A 16,847-nucleotide genomic window follows, 5' to 3' on the forward strand; every position below is an offset into this window, starting at 1 on the left:
CCAAATGCGAAGGGGGGGCGCAGGCGTGACCTATATTCTTGCCATTGATCAGGGCACCACATCATCACGGGCCATTCTGTTCGACGCGGACATGCAACGGGCAGGCACCGCGCAGCATGAATTCACGCAGCATTTCCCACAAGAAGGCTGGGTCGAACACGATCCCGAGGAAATCTGGGACAGCGTCCTACGTGTCTGCCGCGAGGTGATGCAGAGCGTTGGCGCAACCCCCGATCAGATTGCCGGTATCGGCATCACCAACCAGCGTGAAACAACCGTGGTCTGGGATAAACAGACCGGCGAGCCTATCCACAACGCAATCGTCTGGCAGGATCGACGCACCGCCGATATCTGCGCCCGCTACAAGCAGGCCGGTTGCGAGGATGACGTGACCCAGCAGACCGGGCTGTTGCTGGACCCGTATTTTTCGGGCACCAAAGTAAAATGGCTACTGGATAATGTCCCCGGCGCCCGCGACCGCGCTGAGGCAGGCGATCTACTGTTCGGCACCATCGACAGTCTCCTGATCTGGCGCCTGACCGAAGGCCGCAACCATGTGACAGACGCCACCAACGCTGCCCGCACACTGCTGTTCGACATCCACAAAGGCTGTTGGAGCACCGAGATCTGCGATCTGTTCGATGTGCCCATGTCCATGCTGCCCGAGGTACAGGATTGCGCCTCGGATTTCGGAAAAACGACTCTGATTGGGGGAAAAATCCCGATTCTGGGTGTTGCGGGCGATCAGCAGGCCGCGACTATCGGGCAGGCCTGTTTTCAGCCCGGCATGATGAAATCGACCTATGGGACAGGCTGTTTTGCGCTGTTGAATACCGGGCCACAGCCGGTCGCCTCGAAGAACCGCCTACTGACGACGATCGCCTATCAGTTGGACGGACAAAGAACCTATGCACTTGAGGGTTCGATTTTTGTCGCAGGCGCAGCAGTCCAATGGCTGCGCGATGCGCTGCAGATCATCGAAACCGCCCCGGAAAGTGGCGAGCTGGCGCAGCAGGCCGACCCGAACCAGCATGTTGTGCTGGTGCCTGCGTTCACCGGATTGGGCGCGCCCTATTGGAAACCCGATTGCCGGGGCGCGGTCTTTGGGCTGACCCGCAATTCCGGCCGGGCAGAATTTGCCAAGGCAACACTGGAAAGCATCGCCTATCAGACCCGAGACCTGTGGCATGCCATGCAGGGCGACTGGGGCGCAGATACCGATGTCATCTTACGCGTCGACGGCGGTGCCAGCGCATCCGATTGGGCGATGCAAGGCCTGTCGGATTACCTCGGCGCCGAGGTCGACCGACCCGTGATGCAGGAAACCACCGCTCTGGGCGCGGCCTGGCTGGCCGGTATGCGCGCGGGCATCTACCCCGACCAACAGGAATTCGCAGAAACCTGGGCGCTGGATCGCCGGTTCGAACCCAAACTCTCCACAGAGGAACGCGACGCCGCCTATGACCGCTGGCAACGCGCTGTTCAGGCGGCCATGGCGTTCTGATCGCTGCCGCATTTGGGCTCTGCTTTGTTCAAGGTTGGGTTTTTTGGGGCCACCTGTGCGAACGGTGAATTTCTACGGCAAGTCAGTGCTGCGAGTTAGGCTGATGGTCAATGTCGGTAGAGCGGACAAAACTGCCATTGCCATTAGGCCCAATTGTGTTTGCTTTCTAGCCCTGCATAAGCGGATAACATCTTTGGCGGATGTCACAGGCCACCCAACATTTTGAGTGTTGATTGGAGCCGCGCAACACAAGCATCAGAAGCAAGCTCGTCCGCATTATAAGGCAGATGTAGTCTGGTAACGTCAAATTTTCCGATAAAACCGCGACCCGAGCTACAATACCTCGTTCGGAATCGCGAATTCTGATCAACGTTGTTCTCGAGCTGCACCAGTTGGGCCTCTACGAAAGTCACTGCTTTTACAGTTCCTTCTGGAACATCCATTTTTAGACAATTGAAAGCATTACCGTCGTCTCCGACAAATAGGATAATTTGCTTGTGCCCTCTAGCAGATTGCACTTGCGAATGAAGTTGTTCGACGACTTCTTGCCACGAACCTTCACACGGATTGCCAGCATTTTCTGACGCTTGGTCTGCGAAACTTGGACTAACCGAAGCGGCTACGATTGATAACCAGATAGCAAAGTCTGTTGCACGCAGCCAACTGTATGAACCCCGTGGCTCTTTAGTTTTTAATTTTTGCGTCACAGCTTTTGCCTGGCTTTGAGATGAACAAGCCTTAACATCGCTGAACTATAGGACCACTGCAATGACCGGTTAGGGCTCGAACCGGATATCTGCCGTATCTGTAGTCCCGGTAGCCTGATTGAGAACGCGAGGATCAAATCCATCTGACAACCGATAATCGAGCGCCTTTAGCTGTGATCTTTCAGCAAGCGTTGCTTTTGCCGTGACCAGTCGCGCTTGGCCTGGGTTTCGCGCTTGTCGTGGTTTTTCTTACCCTTGGCGATGCCGATCTTAATCTTGGCCAGGCCCTTGTGGTTGAAATACAGGACCAGCGGCACAAGCGTCATGCCTTTGCGTTGGGTCGCGTTCCACAGATTTGACAGCTCTTTGCGCGACACCAACAACTTACGGCGACGACGTTCTTCGTGTTTGAAGACCTTGGCCTGTTCGTAAGGGGCGACATAGCTGTTGACCAACCACAGCTCTCCGTCATCAACCGTGGCATAGCTTTCGGCGATGTTCGACCCGCCTGCCCGCAGGGATTTGACCTCGGACCCGTGCAGAATGATGCCGCACTCGATATCCTCTTCGATCGCGTAATCGAAGCGGGCGCGCCGGTTTTCGGCGATGACTTTGTAATTCGGGTCTGTCTTCTGCTTGGCCATGACGGGTTGATTTATGCCCCTTGGGCGGACCTTGCAAGCAGGTGCATCAGGATTTGGCCGAGATAATCAGATCGGGGCCGAAAATCGTGTCGGCGTGGTTGTGCAGATAGATTTTCAGCCAAGGCGTAAACCGGTCAGGATGGCGCTGCACCTCGGCCAGCAGATCGTGGTAGTCGATCCAGCGGATATCCATCACTTCCTCGGGGTTCGGCTCGATCTTCAGTGGCCCGCGGACATGAGCGAGGAAAACATCCACCACCTCATGCTCGATCAGCGAATTGCCGACATCGGCGTGATATTCCAAACGGTGACGATATTCGGGATACAGCCCAGTGATCCCCAGTTCCTCTTGCAGGCGGCGGACGGCACAGACCGAGGGCATTTCACCCCAGTCAGGATGGGTACAACAGGTGTTCGCCCACAGGCCGGGCGTGTGGTATTTGCCCATCGCCCGGCGCTGCAGCAAAATCTCGGTGCCGCGCACAACAAAGACCGACACCGCTTTGTGCCGCAGACCCTTTTCATGGGCTTCAAGCTTTTCAACGGGGGTCAATTCACCATCAACCCAGGCCGGGATCATGATTCCCATTTGTCGTCTCCTGCTGCCGATCCGCCTGTGCGACCGGGAATTCCGGAATAGCTTTGGCCTGATAGGCTTGGCTGTGGTGCAAAGCGGGCAATGCACCACGCGATTCCAAACTGGCGTCTATTGATCCGGTTATCAACCGCACGAAAGGCCGCAGGGGCTGCGGCCTTTTCTGGTCTTACCGATTGCGTGGTTTCCCTGGTTATTCGCCCGAAACACTGACGATATAGGCGTAAACGTCCTCAGCGCCCTTTTTCAGCTTGAAGGTCATTTTGGACTTGGCCGAGGTCTGATCCAGATAGGATTGCAGGAAGGCTTTGGGGTCCTGAGCATATTCGACAAAGGTTGCCTCGTCCCAGACCAAGCCGTTTTCACCAGCTTCGACAATGCTGTCACCGTATTTAAACCCTTCAACCGTCCCAGCAGTACGGCCAGCAATCCCATAGAGGTTCGGGCCGGTTTTTCCGCCCTTTACGATCACCTCGCCATCGGGATCAGCAATCAGATGGCAGGATTTGCATTTGTTGAAGGCTTTCTTGCCAGCTTCGGTGTCACCTTCAGCATAGACTGGAAGGGCCAGTAGGCCGGCAATTGCGGTCGCGAGGATACGATTCATAACTTTTGCTCCGATACGAATTGGCTGCACAGAAAGGACCTCTGGCGCAGCAGAGAGTCAACGCGCAGATTGCCGCGCGATGGCACTGTGTCACAGCTGGGATCGGGTCGTCCTTAACTTAAGTCATGTACGTCTGCCCAACAGGGCAGAAGATCGCCTGCACTGGGTGATGCCAGATAAATCGCACGGGCGATCGCCCGCGACAGGCAAACCGAGGCTGCATGCGCGATCATAGGCAGCACGCTTGGGTCAACAGCTTGACCGGAAGTGCTGATGCCGAAAACCAGATCACCATCTTGTGAAGTATGCGCAGGCACAATCGCGCGAGCGATGCCATCATGAGCTGTCACCGCCAGGCGGTGGCATTGTGTCTTGGTTAACGCGGCATCAGTTGCGACAATTGCAATGGCCGTGTTGGCCCGGTCTGGGTCAACCTGCCCCATAGCTAGAGCTTTGCGGCTTTGCTGAATCTGTGCTTGACCCGATGAGAGGTCTGGCCCCAGGCCGCCAAATTCGTTGTCGATCTCGAATGGCGCCGCCCAGAAGTGGCGATCCCCAGGTGTCGTGACGCTGCCAACCGGATTGGCTGCCACAAGCGCGCCTACAGTGATGCCGTCGTCCAGAACCAACGATGCAGAACCCAGGCCACCTTTTTGCATAGCCGCCAATGCGCCGGTTCCTGCCCCGACTGAACCGAGCGCAAAACTTTCTGCGGCAGCGTGGTAGGCTGCCTTTCCGAGAGCGCGGTATGGATTCTCGGACCAAGTTTTATCGCCGCCATTGAGTAAATCGAACAGAATTGCTCCCGGCACGATGGGCACAATCGCATTCCCGACAGCAAAGCCGCGCCCGTCGGCCCGCAAACCATCCGTAACCCCTGAGCAGGCGTCCAACCCGAAAGCCGAGCCACCAGACAGCGCGATCGCATCGATTTGATCAACGGTTTTGTCCGGTGCCAACAAGTCAGTTTCACGCGTGCCCGGCGCGCCCCCCATTACATGGACAGAAGCAACAAAGGGTTTGTCCGCCGTCAGAACAGTTGTGCCCGATTTCAACGCCTCGTCCTGCGCGTTGCCGACCTTCAGCCCTGGGACATCGGTGATCAGGTTTTTGGATCCGGGAGTCATCGAAACCTCTGACGTTGGGCAGGGAAGCGCGCCTCGGCGCGCTGCCTCTGGCGGAGATATTTTGAGCCAAATGAAGTCCGGATCAAATGCATCGGCCCCCGTCCACTTCGAGCGTGGTGCCCGTAATCATACTGGCTTCATCCGAGCACAGAAAGCAGGCGGCGTTGGCCATGTCTTCGGGAGTCGAGAAGCGACCCAATGGGATGGTCGACAGGAATTTGGCGCGAATCTCGGGGGTGTCTTCGCCCATGAAGGATTTCAGCAGCGGCGTTTCCCCAGCCACAGGGCAGATCGCGTTGACACGCACGCCGGACGGAGCAAGTTCTACCGCCATGGTCTTGGTTGCGGTGATCATCCAACCCTTGGACGCGTTATACCAGTTCAGGTTGGGGCGTGGGGACAGCCCGGCGGTTGAGGCGACGTTCAGGATCGCCCCGGTTCCGCGTGCCTTCATCATCGGCACAAAGGCGCGGGCAGTCAGATAGACGGATTTCATGTTCACGTTGAAGACACGGTCGAAATCCTCTTCGGAGACGTCCTCCAGCGGGGTAGGCAGATGGGTCACTCCGGCATTGTTGACCAGGATGTCGAGCCTGCCAAAGGCGTCGTGGGCGGTGTCCGCCATTTCCTGAACCGATGCCGTGCTGGCCACATCAACCTGCTGCGCGATAGCCTGCGCGCCCAACGTTTCTGCCATTTCGCGGGCCGCAGCGCCGTTGATATCCGCGATCATCACGCGTGCGCCCTCTGCAATGAACTTCTGCGCGATACCGGCCCCGAACCCGGACGCGCCGCCGGTTACGATTGCGGTTTTTCCCTCCAACCTCATGGCTTTGCCTCCTTGTCGCCTGTCAGGGCAGAGTAGCAAGGCGCAAAGAAGTTACCAGATCAATCTTCGTCGACCCTGCCGCGCAGAGATTTGACATCCGAACGGGCCTTTTTGGCGGCCAATCGACGTTTGACCGAGCCATAGGTGGGCTTGGTGGCGATACGCCGTTTGGGTTTGACCAGCGCGCGGGTGATCAGTTCGGCCAATCGCACCCGCGCAATCTCGCGGTTGCGGGCCTGGCTACGCGTTTCCTCGCACTGGATGATGATCGCGCCCTCTTTGGTCCAGCGCCGCCCAGCCAACCGTTTCAGCCGCGCCTTGACCGGATCAGGCAGTGAGGGCGAGCGCGCCGCTTCGAACCGCAACTCGACTGCGGTCGAAACCTTGTTCACGTTCTGCCCGCCAGGGCCGGAAGAGCGCACAAAGCTTTCGGTCATTTCCCAGTCTTGCAGGGTGATATCGTCATTGATCCGCAACATGGGGCGGACCTTACAAGTGCTGTGCGGAAACAAAAAGGGCCGCCCTAGCAGGACGGCCCTTCGAAAGTTCAGGAGGTTGGGTCGGTTAGATCAATCGACCAGCCGGAGCGAGCGCTCCACCAAGGGCTGCCCTAACGGGCGATCCCCCCGGTTGTTCCAACACCTCTCTCCAATCTCTTTCTCGACACTGGATCACCTCCTTTTCTATCTGTTGCGGTTAACTAGGATGGTGACACAAGCTGTGCCATTCTCAAAGCGTTTTTTACACGGGCTGCGCGGTCAGGCGCGCAACGATCACCTTGAAGGGGATCAGCGCCACCAGCGCCAACGACAACTTTACCAGCCAGTCGGCAAAGGCCAGCGTGACCCACAGGGGTGCCATCGGGCCAGACAGCATGAAGGGAACAGGCTCCCACGCCCAGCTGATCGCAGCGTCGGCATTGGCGCCGAAGATCGCGATCGAGGCAGAAAAGGCGATAGTGAAGAACAATGCTGTATCCAGCGCCGAACCCACTAGGGTCGAGACCAGCGGTGCGCGCCACCAGCGACCCCCGCGCATTGCATTGAACACGGTGACATCGGTCAGCTGGGCGATCAGGAAAGCAGTGCCAGAGGCAACAGCGATCCGCAGCGGCACAGCGGCATAGGTGAACCCGTCGCCCTGCAGCATGATCTGGCTGCCGATCAGCGAGCAGACGATGCCGGTGACAAACCCGGCCAACACGACCTTGCGGGCGGTGGCCACGCCATAGACGCGGTTCATGATGTCGGTGACCAGAAAGGCCAGTGGATAGGTGAAAGCACCCCAGGTCAACAGGCCGTCAAGGATCAGGAACTGGACCAGAATGTTCGAGGCCACAACGATGGTGGCCATGGCAAGAATGCCGGGAATAAAAGCGCGTTGCATATTTTGATGCCCGTTTTGACAAGGTAGCGGCGACTTGGCCAAGGGACCGTCCCAAGGCAAGCCGTGCGTTTAGACCTTTGTTTCAGGCCTGTCAATCGGGCAGCAGATATTCCACCAGTTCCGTCCGCTGAAGGGCCAGAAAATTGTCATCCGAAATCATCGTAACCCGCAACCTTCCCTGATCGTCACGCCAGACCGACAGGCCTTCGAGGTTGTCATGCGTCCCACGCGCGGTTTGCAGCAAGATCTCTTCGGATTGCGGTGTGTCACCATTCAGTTCCCAACGCCTGAGCTGCGACCGAAAGCCTGTCAGGGACACCGATCGTTCCAGCACATAGAACCGCCCGTCGGGGCCGAAATCCGCCGCCACTGGCAGGAACTTGCCCCGTTGCGGGAGGACAAAAGGTGTCGACCAGGCCTGACCATCCCAACGATACACCGGTATGTCCCCCGATACGGTACGGCTCTTTTCGGTCAGGGTGTACAGCCGCCCAAGCCCGTCAATGGCCAGCCCCTCGAACGAGCCGTTATGGTCCAGACCCGAAAAGGCCTTGGGGCGTGGCAGAACCTGCGCCGGGCCGGTCGGATCGGAATAATAAGCCACCCGGTGCACACCCTCGAATGAGATATAGACCCCACCGTCAGGGGCGATTGCCAAGCCTTCGGAATCGCCAGCAGTGCCCACCAGAACCTTGCCGGTGCTGGACAGGATGGGCCAGTGCCGCTGTATCTCGATGCCGGTAATCTCATCCTCGCTTCGATCAATACGAGCGTCCAACATCGTTGCACGATCACTCAGCGCGATCATGCGGGTGCCACCGTCAAAGATGTGAATTCCGGAATATCCGCCGAACCAATCCGCCTGATGTCGCCAGACAAAATTGTTCAGCAAAGCGGCAGGCTTTGCTCCCTCGGCCCAGACCATACCTGTCAGCAGCAGCGCCGCGATCAGTTGGATTGCAAGACGTTTGTGCATTGCTTGGGCAGATCGGCCATCCGGTATTCGCGTCGCTTCTTGGGTGCTGGCGCGTTTGGATCGGGCGGTGGTGGGTTGAGGATGTTGTTCACCCATTGCTGTGCTTCGGCGCAACCATCACCCTTGGGCGGCGGATCCTGGTTCACGCAGCCGCTTGATCCCCTTGGGCAGGCCAACCGCACGTGGAAATGATAGTGATGGCCCCACCACGGCCGGATTTTACGCAGGTAAGCGCGGTTTCCCTTTTCGTCGTTGCACATCTGCACCTTGGCCCCGGGAAAGACGAAAATCCGCGCCACACGCTTGTCCTTTGCCGCCGCACGCAGGACGGCGTGATGCTGTTTGGACCAGTTGCCGTTGACGAAGGCGCCATTGGAACGGCGCAGGGAAATCGAAGAGATATTCTCGCGCGCCTTGCGGGAAAGACGCATGTTGTCACCGGGCAGCATCCAGATATCGATGTCCAGACCCAGCTGGTGGCTGCGGTGGCCCGATGTCATCGGCCCGCCGCGCGGCTGGCTGATATCGCCTATATAGAGACCATTCCATCCTGACTGCTTAGCCGCAAACCGGCTCAGATCCTGGACATAGTCGATCGCCTGCGGATGGCCCCAGTTGCGGTTGCGTGACAGGCGCATAGCCTGCCATGTGGGTCCGGTTTCGGGCAGTTGTACCGCCCCCGCCGCACAGCCGCGCGAATAACTGCCGAAAGCGGCCGGTTTTTGTTGTGAACTTTGCTTTTGGCCTCCGAATAACTGCTTGGCCAGCGGCTCTGAACCTGCGGTACCGGCGAATGTGATTGCCGCAATGACCGCGAAAAAACGTAATAAAATCATCTGCTCTGATCCCCTTCCGGTTTCACCCAGCGCATTAGGAACAGTCCCAGAATAAACAACAGAACTATGGGTGACACCCCCAGTCGCGCACTACCGGTCAGGGTTGTGGCAATCCCGATCAACAACGGGGCCGCAAATGCGGTGGCGCGGCCGGACAAGCCATACAGGCCAAAGCTCTCGACCGGGGCAACGGGATCGGTGTGGCGCACCATCAGAGAACGGCTGGCCGATTGCAGGATGCCCCCCATGCCGCCGATCAGAACACCGCAACCAAAGAACACCAGATCCGGCAGGCCCGACCCTTCGGGCAGGGTGATGCCGTAGATCTGGGTCCGGTCCATCATCACGACGGTGATACAGACAAAGATCAGTACCCAGATCGCAACCAGAATGACAGGTTTGGGGCCGTATTTCTTGTCCAGCTTGCCGCCAAGCCAGGCAAAGGCTGCCGCAGCCAGAACGCTGACAATCCCGAATACGCCGATCTTGATCAGATCCCATTCCAGCACCAGCCGGGCATAAACGCCGCCAAATGTATACAGCCCGTTCAACGCGTCACGATAGAACATGGACGAGCCCAGATAGCTGGCGAGGCTAACGCGATTGCGCAGGTTAGAGACTGATTTGACCAGCAGCTGCAGCGCCTCTTTGACGCTGCCTTTCTTTTCGACATCTGGATCGTCGCGCACCCACAGGAAATAGGGGATCATGAACAGAATGAACCACACGGCGGTGAACGGCCCGACAAAACGCGTGCCTTCGCGTGCTGCGGCGTCCAGACCAAAAACAGGGTCCACGCCGATCAGGGTCTTGCCATTACCCTGCTCAACAAACAGGGCCAGCATGATCGCCAGCGAGATAAGCCCGCCGAAATAGCCAAAGGCAAATCCCGAACCCGATATCTCGCCCACCTCACTGTCATCACCCAGATCGGGCAGCTGAGAATTGGCGAAGATCAGCGCGTATTCCGCCCCGACAAAACCCAGGCCAAAGGCCGACAGCATCAGCCACATGTTTGACCCGTCCGGCAACGTGTACCACAGCGCAGCAGAGCCCACCGCGTACATGATCGAAAAGCCGAATATCCACGGAATCCGACGGCCCGAAACATCTGCCATCGCCCCCATCAGCGGGGCACCGAAGGCGATGATCAGCCCCACGATGGTCATGCAGTTCGCCCACACCGTCTGCGCCCGTGCGTCTGCGGCATCGGAACCCAGCCCGGCGTTCAGATAATACTCGGCGGCTACTCCGGCAAAATAGGGCCCAAAAACAAAGGTCACCAACAGCGTGTGATAGGGCTGACTTGCCCAGTCGAAGAACCACCAGCCCCAGATACGTTTGCGCTTGGAAATCTCTGCCATACCTGCCCCGTTTTTTATTGTTGGCGTCATAAGACGGTTCTTTGGCCTATTTCGCAAGGGTTCTGTTAGCGCGCACTTGCTCTTTGCTGCGCTAGCCACTACCTCTCCCGAAACGTGACTTGGAGTATACGAATATGATGGCAATTTTCGGCCCGATCGACTTGGTATTGAGCATCGCCTATTGGTTCGTCTTGATTCAGGTCATAATGAGCTGGCTGATTAACTTTCAGGTTCTGAACCTTCACCAGCAATTCGTTGCCCAGATTTGGTACGGGTTGAATCGGATCCTGGAGCCGATTTATCGCCCTATTCGCAAAGTGCTGCCCGATCTTGGCGGCATCGATCTGACGCCTCTGGTCGTGTTGATCATCATCATTTCACTGCGAAGCTACGTCCTGCCGGAACTCTTTCTGGCCCTGAGCTGAGGCTGATCCCTCTTGTTCAGTGAATCTTAGTATGTGATTGTCCTGTCTTAAGAGCAGATAAACCTTAAAACAGGGCACCCCCGCACATGTTTGACGCCGCGCCCTTGCTGCGAGATGTCTTTGGATTCGACGACTTCCGCCCCGGTCAGGAAGAGATCGTCGATGCCGTGACCGCAGGCGAAAACGTGCTGGCCATCATGCCGACGGGCGGTGGTAAATCCCTGTGTTTCCAACTGCCTGCGCTGATGCGTGATGGGGTCACAGTGGTGATCTCTCCGCTGATTGCCCTGATGCGCGATCAGGTGCGCGGCTTGCAGGAAGCAGGCGTCGAGGCCGGCGCGCTAACATCCGGCAATACCCCCGAAGAAACCGATGCCGTGTGGGAGGCGTTGGAGGCCGGACGGCTCAAGCTGCTGTACATGGCTCCCGAACGTCTGGCCGCCGGATCGGCGCTGGGCATGTTGCGGCGGATCAATGTCAGCCTGATTGCGGTGGACGAGGCTCATTGCGTCAGTCAATGGGGCCATGATTTCCGCCCCGACTACCTTCGGATCGGAGAGCTGCGACGTGCGCTGGATGTGCCTTTGGCCGCTTTCACCGCCACAGCAGATGCGGAAACGCAGGACGAGATTGTCGAAAAGCTGTTTGACGGTACGGCCCCGCGCAAATTTCTGCGCGGGTTCGACCGGCCCAACATCCACCTGGCCTTTGCCGCCAAGGATGGGCCCCGCAAACAGGTCCTGGATTTTGCCGCCGCGCGCAAAACCCAATCCGGCATTGTCTATTGCGGCACCCGTAACAAGACCGAGGTTCTGGCACAGGCCCTGCGTGCCGAAGGCCACACCGCCTGTCACTATCACGGCGGCATGGATCCCGAGGATCGCCGCATCGTCGAGACCCGCTTTGCGCGCGAGGATGGTCTGATCGTGGTGGCCACGGTTGCCTTTGGCATGGGCATCGACAAGCCCGATATCCGCTGGGTCGCCCATGCGGACCTGCCCAAATCCATCGAGGCCTATTATCAGGAAATCGGCCGCGCCGGGCGTGATGGCGCCCCGGCAGAAACCCTGACCCTTTTTGGGGCAGATGACATTCGCCTGCGCCGGTCACAGATAGACGAGGGGCTTGCTCCCTCTGACCGGCGGATGGCCGATCACGCCCGTTTGAACGCCCTGCTTGGCTTGGCCGAGGCGCTGGCCTGCCGCCGTCAGACTTTGCTGGGTTATTTCGGTGAACAGACCGAACCCTGTGGCAAATGCGATCTGTGTGACAGCCCGCCGGAAGTGTTCGATGGCACCACCCCGGTTCGTATGGCCCTGTCAGCGATCCTGCGCACCGAGGAATGGTTCGGCGCAGGCCATCTGATCGACATCCTGCTGGGCAACGAGACCGACAAGATCCGCGCCCGCCGCCATGATGCGCTGTCCACCTACGGTATCGGCAAGGACTGGTCGCGGCCCCAGTGGCAAGCGATTTTCCGGCAGATGATGGGCCATGATCTGGTCCGTCCTGATCCCGACCGCCACGGTGCGCTGCGCATGACTGAGGCCGCCAAGCCGATCCTGAAAGGCGAGGCGCAGATCAACCTGCGTAAGGACACGATCCGCAAAGCAACCCGTCGGCCTGCGGTCAAAGAGATGGTATCCGAAGAAGACGCACCGCTGCTGAGCGCACTCAAGGCGAAACGCCGTGCGCTGGCCGAATCCGCGCGGGTCCCGGCCTATGTTATTTTTCCCGATCGCACGCTGATCGAAATGGCGGAAACCCGCCCTGCAACGCTGGATGATATGGCCCGGATCAGCGGGATCGGTGCTAAAAAGTTGGAACGATACGGGGCCACGTTTCTGGAGGTTCTGACCGGCGCGGTCGAAGAACTGCACCCGGCCCGCCGCAAACTGGCCGGGCGCGATCAGGGTGAGATTTACGACCGCCTGCTCGAAGTTCAGTCGCAACTGTCGCGCGGCCCTGATGGAATCGACAAGCCGCTGACCTGTACCGCCTCGCAACTGGCAAAGGTGGCGCAGTTGCGATCAGACGACCCGCGCGCCATCGAACAGGTTCTGGGTGACCGCCGTCACGAAAGGTTTGGAGCCGCCTTTCTGGACGTGCTGCGTATGGCAATCTAGATACCCACCAACAGGCAAGAAACGAGGGCGACTATGCTGGTAGTGATTTCCCCGGCCAAACGGCTGGATTGGGCAGAACGGAATGTTGAGGTCACGCAACCCGACTTTCAGGATGACGCGATCCGCCTGTCGAAAACCGCCCGCAATCTGACGCTGGGCGACCTGAAAAAGCTGATGGATCTGAGCGATGATCTGGCCCGCCTGAACCGCGACCGTTATCGCGCCTTTTCGGACGCCCCCGATGCTGTGGCGACACGCCCGGCCGCACTGGCCTTTGCCGGAGACACCTATCAGGGGCTCGAAGCGACTTCGCTGGATGTGGAAGAGATGGCCTGGGCCCAGGATCACCTGCGCATCCTGTCCGGACTGTATGGCATATTGCGTCCGCTGGACGCCATTCAGCCCTATCGGCTTGAGATGGGCAGTAGGCTGAAGACCCGGCGCGGCAAGAACCTGTACGATTATTGGCGCGACCAACTAAGCAAGGCGCTGAACGCTCAGGCAGCCGGGACCGGTAGCGATGTGCTGTTGAATTGCGCCAGTCAGGAATATTTCGGTGCAGTAGACCCCAAAGCGCTGAAATTACGGGTCATCACACCGGTCTTCATGGAAGACAAGGGCGGCACGCCAAAGATCGTCAGCTTCTTTGCCAAAAAGGCACGCGGGGCGATGGCACGCTATGTCATTCAACACCGTCTGTCCGATCCCGCCAGCCTGACGGAGTTCGACTCGGGCGGCTATGAATACCGCCCTGACCTGTCAGAGAACGACAAGCTGGTCTTTATCCGGCCCTATCAGGCCTCAGCCAGCATCGACGGGTCGTAAGAGACCAGTTCAACTGTGTTGCCTTCCGGGTCTTCGGTGAAAATTCCGCGCCAACCAACCCATCCGAACTGCTCGATGCGATAGGGTTGGCCGATCTTGTCATACCAACTCATGACCGCCGCCTGCTCGTCGAAGGGCAGCGACAATGCGATATGATGCAGCGACGATCCCGCTCCTGTTTCGGGACCTTCTGCACCGGCCCGATATTGCCCCGGTCGTGGCGCGGTGCTGTGGTGAAACAGGGCCAGAACTTGCGTATGGCCGCCAAACCCCTCGGCTATCCGGAAGAAGGTTATAGCGTTGTCATGATCACCGCTCAGACGCTGCAGGCCGATCACCTGTTCATAGAACTGCACCATAGCGGCCATATCTGCGCAGCAAATGGCAATCTCGCCCAGCGCGCGGGGGTAAAATCCACGGTCATCAGTCATATCGGCAGCCTAGATCGCTCGGGTTTCGTCATCAAGAACCGGTTGCGTCCCGTCTGGCCGATGGTCAAGGATCATCTGGTGGATTTTCTGTTTTTGCAACGGTTTGGTCAGGTAGTAGTCCAATCCAGCCGATAAAATACCCTGGTCATCTCCGCTCATTGCATGTGCGGTCAGGGCTACGATCGGGACGTGCTGATTGGTTTCAACCTCGCGGCGGCGGATTTCACCTGTGGCCTGTTTACCATCCATTCCGGGCATCGAGATATCCATGAATATCAAATCCGGGTCGAATTCCAGATGGGCGGCGACCGCCTCAAGCCCGTTGCCCGCAAAGCGAAGATCAATGTTCAGATCCTTGACCATCTTGCGCAGGATCAGCTGGTTGGTCTTGTTGTCCTCAGCAGCCAGAACCCGCATGAGCCTTTGATCCTCGGCAATCGGTCTGACCTGCGCAACCGTTGGGTTTTGCATGTCGGAACCATTCGATATCGAATCCGCTGATCGTCCCAGAGCGGTCAGACGTGCATATAATTCTGAACGAGGGATCGGCTTTTGCAACACTCCGTCAATGAGCTGGCAGGCCGGATGAGCATGAATCACGCCGGGATTGGCCGACATGACCACGACAGAGATATCCGTCCACCCCCGGCCCTTTATCGTGGCCGCCAAATCCAGCCCGTCCATGTCCGGCAGATCGTGATCGCACAGCACCAGATCTACGGTGTCATCAAGCGTAGCCAGCGCCTCGGTTCCGGTGGTACATTCGGTAACCTTGGCACCCAGGCGACCAAGTTGCTTTGACAGGATCGCTCGATTGACAGCCAGATCTTCAACCACGACCACATGGCGCAGACATCCTTCCAGATTCGGGGGGGCGGGTTGCGGACCTTCGACCGTCGGCAGCGTTATCCGAAATCCAAAACAGGACCCCTGGCCCGGCTCGCTTTCGACCCAGATAGCACCGTCCATCAATTTAATCAGTCGTTTGGTGATGGCCAGACCCAACCCGGTCCCTTCAAACTGTCGGTTTTGTTCATCCTCGACCTGATTGAATTCACCAAAGATATGCGCCGCTTTATCCTCGGCAATACCGATACCGGTATCTTCTATGGCAACATGAATATCACAGGCCTGGGCCTCCGCGCGAGGGACCCCCGTGACGCGGATCAAGACATGCCCTTCCGCGGTGAACTTGACAGCGTTGCCAACCAGATTGGTCAAGACCTGACGCACCCGGCCCGGATCGCCTACGAACAAGGTTGGCAAAAACAAGTCATAGTCGACTAAAAGGCTTAAACCCTTGTCACGAACACTGGGCTGCAGCAGCATCGCCACCTCAAGGATACAGCGTTCGAAATCGAACTGTTCGGGGTGCAAGACCAGCTTATCCGCCTCAATCTTCGAGTAATCCAGAACATCGTTGATGATCACCAGCAAGGCTTCACCGGAATTGCGGATCGTGTTGAGATAGAGCCGTTGTTCTTCATCCAGCGCGGTTTCGGTCATCAACTCGGTCATGCCAACAATACCGTTCATGGGCGTGCGGATTTCATGGCTCATATTGGCCAGGAATGCAGATTTCGCGCGGTTTGCAGCCTCGGCCCGTTCGCGCGCCGCGGTCAGTTCGGCCTGATGCCGGACCGAGGCGGTTATATCAAGCGCAAGGCTGACCACATCGCCACCGCCACCGCGTTGATCAATCAGCTTGATATAGAGCCCGTTCCACAGCTTGACGATTTCTGACGGCGGGTTGGACAACTTCCAACGGGCCAGCATCCTGGCGCGCCAATCATCCTGCGCCTCGTCCACGGTATCAATCAGACCCTCCTGCGTGAGGGTTTCCAGAATTCTGCCATAGCTGATGCCGGGCGCTACTTCATCCAGCCCCTCAAACAGGCTGAAATATGAAGTATTTGCCCCGATCAACCGGCTCTCTTCGTCGAAGAATGCAAACCCGTCTGGGAAGGTCTGGATCGAATGCCATAGCCGCCGTTCGGCCACTTCGATCTTGGCATTGGCCAATGTCAGGTCCGATTTAACTTTTTCATTTTCATCGCGCACCGTCTCAACCTCGGCCCGCGTTTCACCAATGCGTTTAGTCAGAGCCATCGCGTGCAGGCCCAATTTCCGGTTGGCCGCTGATAGCTCGGCTTGTTTCATCTCAAGCAGACGTTCAGCGGCAAGCCGTGCGCGTCTTTCCTGTGCCAGTTTGGTTGCAAGACTCATCAAAGGTGATCCCGGTACAATCTGCCCACAGCATCCCAACAGAGCGTGAAAAAGTGTTTAAGTCGTTGCCTGTTGCAACAGACCAAATGCAGGCTCAGAGGCCGTAAACGCCCAAAACTGCCTGCCTCGCCGGTACCTGCCTTTTCCTACTCAACGCAAAATCTGCGGTATCTGAATGCGCTACAGGCGCTCAGATCAAAGAAATTGTGTGGGATTACACGACAAACCTGACGCAGCAA

The 16,847-nt window shown here is 57.9% G+C and carries 17 protein-coding genes; 4 read left to right on the forward strand and 13 right to left on the reverse strand.

All coding sequences use genetic code 11. The features are described from left to right. Window positions 1-25: 25 nt before the first annotated feature. Window positions 26-1,504: a glycerol kinase GlpK gene (gene glpK / locus AC2FFB_RS15595; protein ID WP_496875147.1), complete on the forward strand. Its 1,479-nt coding sequence runs from the start codon at window positions 26-28 to the stop codon at window positions 1,502-1,504. Window positions 1,505-1,707: 203 nt separating this feature from the next. On the opposite strand, the gene AC2FFB_RS15600 is transcribed toward glpK, so the two are convergent. From AC2FFB_RS15600 to AC2FFB_RS15650, 11 genes are all read right to left on the reverse strand, one after another. After that, the gene (locus tag AC2FFB_RS15600; RefSeq protein WP_281995559.1) at window positions 1,708-2,211 is read right to left on the reverse strand and encodes a hypothetical protein; all 504 of its coding nucleotides are present in this window, start codon (window positions 2,209-2,211) and stop codon (window positions 1,708-1,710) included. 167 nt (window positions 2,212-2,378) lie between these two features. Continuing rightward, complete coding sequence (gene smpB / locus AC2FFB_RS15605) at window positions 2,379-2,855, reverse strand: SsrA-binding protein SmpB (RefSeq protein WP_271951849.1); 477 nt, start codon at window positions 2,853-2,855, stop codon at window positions 2,379-2,381. Between the two features lie 46 nt (window positions 2,856-2,901). Next, complete coding sequence (gene idi / locus AC2FFB_RS15610; protein WP_271951847.1) at window positions 2,902-3,444, reverse strand: isopentenyl-diphosphate Delta-isomerase; 543 nt, start codon at window positions 3,442-3,444, stop codon at window positions 2,902-2,904. A 199-nt stretch (window positions 3,445-3,643) separates the two neighbouring features. Beyond that, window positions 3,644-4,057 (reverse strand): c-type cytochrome, encoded by a 414-nt coding sequence (locus AC2FFB_RS15615; RefSeq protein ID WP_496875148.1) that lies wholly within the window; start codon window positions 4,055-4,057, stop codon window positions 3,644-3,646. A gap of 113 nt (window positions 4,058-4,170) precedes the next feature. Continuing rightward, entirely contained in the window at window positions 4,171-5,184 is a 1,014-nt protein-coding gene (locus tag AC2FFB_RS15620; RefSeq protein ID WP_496875149.1) for a P1 family peptidase, read from the reverse strand. A gap of 82 nt (window positions 5,185-5,266) precedes the next feature. Then, the gene (locus tag AC2FFB_RS15625; protein WP_496752211.1) at window positions 5,267-6,013 is read right to left on the reverse strand and encodes an SDR family oxidoreductase; all 747 of its coding nucleotides are present in this window, start codon (window positions 6,011-6,013) and stop codon (window positions 5,267-5,269) included. 59 nt (window positions 6,014-6,072) lie between these two features. Beyond that, window positions 6,073-6,492, reverse strand: a complete 420-nt coding sequence (gene arfB / locus AC2FFB_RS15630) for an alternative ribosome rescue aminoacyl-tRNA hydrolase ArfB (protein WP_142638575.1) — start codon at window positions 6,490-6,492, stop codon at window positions 6,073-6,075. Window positions 6,493-6,754: 262 nt separating this feature from the next. Then, window positions 6,755-7,399, reverse strand: coding sequence for a queuosine precursor transporter (locus AC2FFB_RS15635; RefSeq protein WP_496824063.1), 645 nt, complete (start codon window positions 7,397-7,399; stop codon window positions 6,755-6,757). A 91-nt stretch (window positions 7,400-7,490) separates the two neighbouring features. Next, window positions 7,491-8,375: an esterase-like activity of phytase family protein gene (locus AC2FFB_RS15640; RefSeq protein WP_496875150.1), complete on the reverse strand. Its 885-nt coding sequence runs from the start codon at window positions 8,373-8,375 to the stop codon at window positions 7,491-7,493. Further along, complete coding sequence (mepA, locus tag AC2FFB_RS15645) at window positions 8,348-9,211, reverse strand: penicillin-insensitive murein endopeptidase (protein WP_496692797.1); 864 nt, start codon at window positions 9,209-9,211, stop codon at window positions 8,348-8,350. The genes AC2FFB_RS15640 and mepA overlap by 28 nt, the downstream gene beginning before the upstream one ends. Continuing rightward, the gene (locus AC2FFB_RS15650; RefSeq protein ID WP_271951852.1) at window positions 9,208-10,575 is read right to left on the reverse strand and encodes an MFS transporter; all 1,368 of its coding nucleotides are present in this window, start codon (window positions 10,573-10,575) and stop codon (window positions 9,208-9,210) included. The genes mepA and AC2FFB_RS15650 overlap by 4 nt, the downstream gene beginning before the upstream one ends. Before the next feature lie 134 nt (window positions 10,576-10,709). Between AC2FFB_RS15650 and AC2FFB_RS15655 the strand changes: the two genes are divergently transcribed. From AC2FFB_RS15655 to yaaA, 3 genes are all read left to right on the forward strand, one after another. Continuing rightward, a complete protein-coding gene (locus AC2FFB_RS15655; protein ID WP_108860000.1) occupies window positions 10,710-11,000 on the forward strand; it encodes a YggT family protein in 291 nt (96 codons plus the stop codon). Window positions 11,001-11,086: 86 nt separating this feature from the next. Then, window positions 11,087-13,126, forward strand: coding sequence for a DNA helicase RecQ (gene recQ / locus AC2FFB_RS15660; RefSeq protein ID WP_496875151.1), 2,040 nt, complete (start codon window positions 11,087-11,089; stop codon window positions 13,124-13,126). Window positions 13,127-13,159: 33 nt separating this feature from the next. Continuing rightward, window positions 13,160-13,951, forward strand: a complete 792-nt coding sequence (gene yaaA / locus AC2FFB_RS15665; RefSeq protein WP_282027662.1) for a peroxide stress protein YaaA — start codon at window positions 13,160-13,162, stop codon at window positions 13,949-13,951. Here yaaA and AC2FFB_RS15670 read toward each other — a convergent pair. Continuing rightward, window positions 13,921-14,382 carry a VOC family protein gene (locus tag AC2FFB_RS15670; RefSeq protein ID WP_496875152.1) on the reverse strand — a complete coding sequence of 154 codons (462 nt, stop codon included), beginning with the start codon at window positions 14,380-14,382 and terminating at the stop codon, window positions 13,921-13,923. The two genes, yaaA and AC2FFB_RS15670, sit on opposite strands and share 31 nt — an antisense overlap. Before the next feature lie 9 nt (window positions 14,383-14,391). Then, window positions 14,392-16,608 (reverse strand): response regulator, encoded by a 2,217-nt coding sequence (locus tag AC2FFB_RS15675; RefSeq protein ID WP_496875153.1) that lies wholly within the window; start codon window positions 16,606-16,608, stop codon window positions 14,392-14,394. Between the last annotated feature and the right edge of the window lie 239 nt (window positions 16,609-16,847).

This window comes from Ruegeria sp. YTSA219 (assembly GCF_059609985.1).

Excerpts from the sequence above, each read along its gene's own strand:
- smpB (WP_271951849.1), bottom strand. The coding sequence starts at position 2,855 with ATGGCCAAGCAGAAGACAGACCCGAATTACAAAGTCATCGCCGAAAAC.
- idi (WP_271951847.1), bottom strand. The coding sequence starts at position 3,444 with ATGGGAATCATGATCCCGGCCTGGGTTGATGGTGAATTGACCCCCGTT.
- AC2FFB_RS15615 (WP_496875148.1), bottom strand. The coding sequence starts at position 4,057 with ATGAATCGTATCCTCGCGACCGCAATTGCCGGCCTACTGGCCCTTCCA.
- AC2FFB_RS15620 (WP_496875149.1), bottom strand. The coding sequence starts at position 5,184 with ATGACTCCCGGATCCAAAAACCTGATCACCGATGTCCCAGGGCTGAAG.
- AC2FFB_RS15625 (WP_496752211.1), bottom strand. The coding sequence starts at position 6,013 with ATGAGGTTGGAGGGAAAAACCGCAATCGTAACCGGCGGCGCGTCCGGG.
- arfB (WP_142638575.1), bottom strand. The coding sequence starts at position 6,492 with ATGTTGCGGATCAATGACGATATCACCCTGCAAGACTGGGAAATGACC.
- AC2FFB_RS15635 (WP_496824063.1), bottom strand. The coding sequence starts at position 7,399 with ATGCAACGCGCTTTTATTCCCGGCATTCTTGCCATGGCCACCATCGTT.
- AC2FFB_RS15640 (WP_496875150.1), bottom strand. The coding sequence starts at position 8,375 with ATGCACAAACGTCTTGCAATCCAACTGATCGCGGCGCTGCTGCTGACA.
- mepA (WP_496692797.1), bottom strand. The coding sequence starts at position 9,211 with ATGATTTTATTACGTTTTTTCGCGGTCATTGCGGCAATCACATTCGCC.
- AC2FFB_RS15650 (WP_271951852.1), bottom strand. The coding sequence starts at position 10,575 with ATGGCAGAGATTTCCAAGCGCAAACGTATCTGGGGCTGGTGGTTCTTC.
- AC2FFB_RS15655 (WP_108860000.1), top strand. The coding sequence starts at position 10,710 with ATGATGGCAATTTTCGGCCCGATCGACTTGGTATTGAGCATCGCCTAT.
- recQ (WP_496875151.1), top strand. The coding sequence starts at position 11,087 with ATGTTTGACGCCGCGCCCTTGCTGCGAGATGTCTTTGGATTCGACGAC.
- yaaA (WP_282027662.1), top strand. The coding sequence starts at position 13,160 with ATGCTGGTAGTGATTTCCCCGGCCAAACGGCTGGATTGGGCAGAACGG.
- AC2FFB_RS15670 (WP_496875152.1), bottom strand. The coding sequence starts at position 14,382 with ATGACTGATGACCGTGGATTTTACCCCCGCGCGCTGGGCGAGATTGCC.
- AC2FFB_RS15675 (WP_496875153.1), bottom strand. The coding sequence starts at position 16,608 with ATGAGTCTTGCAACCAAACTGGCACAGGAAAGACGCGCACGGCTTGCC.